2 protein-coding genes are annotated in these 1,021 nt (G+C 76.1%); one reads left to right on the plus strand and one right to left on the minus strand.

Annotated elements, in window-relative coordinates:
• On the plus strand, window positions 1-452 hold a 452-nt coding region (locus PROKR_RS09465; RefSeq protein WP_036962541.1), incomplete at its 5' end, for a response regulator transcription factor.
• Between the two features lie 11 nt (window positions 453-463).
• On the opposite strand, the gene dtd is transcribed toward PROKR_RS09465, so the two are convergent.
• The gene (gene dtd, locus PROKR_RS09470; protein WP_036962544.1) at window positions 464-889 is read right to left on the minus strand and encodes a D-aminoacyl-tRNA deacylase; all 426 of its coding nucleotides are present in this window, start codon (window positions 887-889) and stop codon (window positions 464-466) included.
• Between the last annotated feature and the right edge of the window lie 132 nt (window positions 890-1,021).

Genomic DNA, 1,021 nt, shown 5'->3' on the forward strand with positions numbered 1-1,021 from the left:
CCTTCGCCCGGCTCGGCCTGCCCGGGGACGCCGCCGCGCACCTGCTCGGCGCGCACGAGCTGTTCGAGGAGTCGGGTGCCAAGGCCTGGGAGCACATCGCCGAGCAGGCGCTCACCACGCCCGGGTTCGTGCGGGAGGCGCCGCCCCGTCAGGCGAGCCCTCCCCCACCGCCTGCCGCGGCGTCCGTCCCGGTCCCCACACGGCCGCGGGACGAACCCGCGGGCGCCCCGGTGGTCGACGTCGGGGAGGAGCTGTGCGGGCAGTGGACCGACCTGCTCACGGAGCGCGAGCTGGACGTCGCGCGGCTCGTCGTGCAGGGCCGGACCAACCGGCAGGTCGCGGCCAGCCTCTACGTGTCGGTGCGGACCGTGGAGGTGCACCTGGGGCGGGTCTTCCGCAAGCTCGGGGTGCGGTCCCGCACGGAGCTGGCGGTGCTGGCGCTGCGGGGGTAGGCCCCGCGGCGTCAGGCCTCCAGCAGGATGGTCACCGGCCCGTCGTTGACCAGCTCCACCTGCATGTCGGCACCGAACCGGCCGGTCTCGACCGTCAGGCCGCGCTCGCGCAGCGCGGACACGACGGCGTCCACGAGCGGCTCGGCGACCGGCCCCGGCGCCGCCTGGTTCCACGTGGGGCGGCGCCCCTTGCGGGCGTCGCCGTAGAGCGTGAACTGGCTGACGACGAGCACGGGTGCGCCGACGTCGGCCACCGACTGCTCGTCGTGCAGGATCCGCAGGTCCGCGATCTTACGGGCGATGGTCTCGACCTGGGCCGGGCCGTCGTCGTGCGTGACGCCGACCAGCGCCAGGACGCCGGGCTTGTCGATGGCGCCCACGACCTCGCCGTCCACCGTCACCGAGGCCCGGGTGACGCGCTGGAGCACCGCCTTCATCGACGGCCCTCGGCGTAGGCGTCCGCGAAGACTGCACGGACCTCGCCGACCGGACGGCCGCCGCCGAGCACGGGCACGCGGCCCAGCCCGTCGAGCCCGCCCGGGTACACGCCCGGCAGGCCCGCCGCACCC

It is taken from the genome of Promicromonospora kroppenstedtii DSM 19349 (genome assembly GCF_000515355.1).
GTDB classification, from domain to species: Bacteria; Actinomycetota; Actinomycetes; order Actinomycetales; family Cellulomonadaceae; genus Promicromonospora; species Promicromonospora kroppenstedtii.

Excerpts from the sequence above, each read along its gene's own strand:
- dtd (WP_036962544.1), bottom strand. The coding sequence starts at position 889 with ATGAAGGCGGTGCTCCAGCGCGTCACCCGGGCCTCGGTGACGGTGGAC.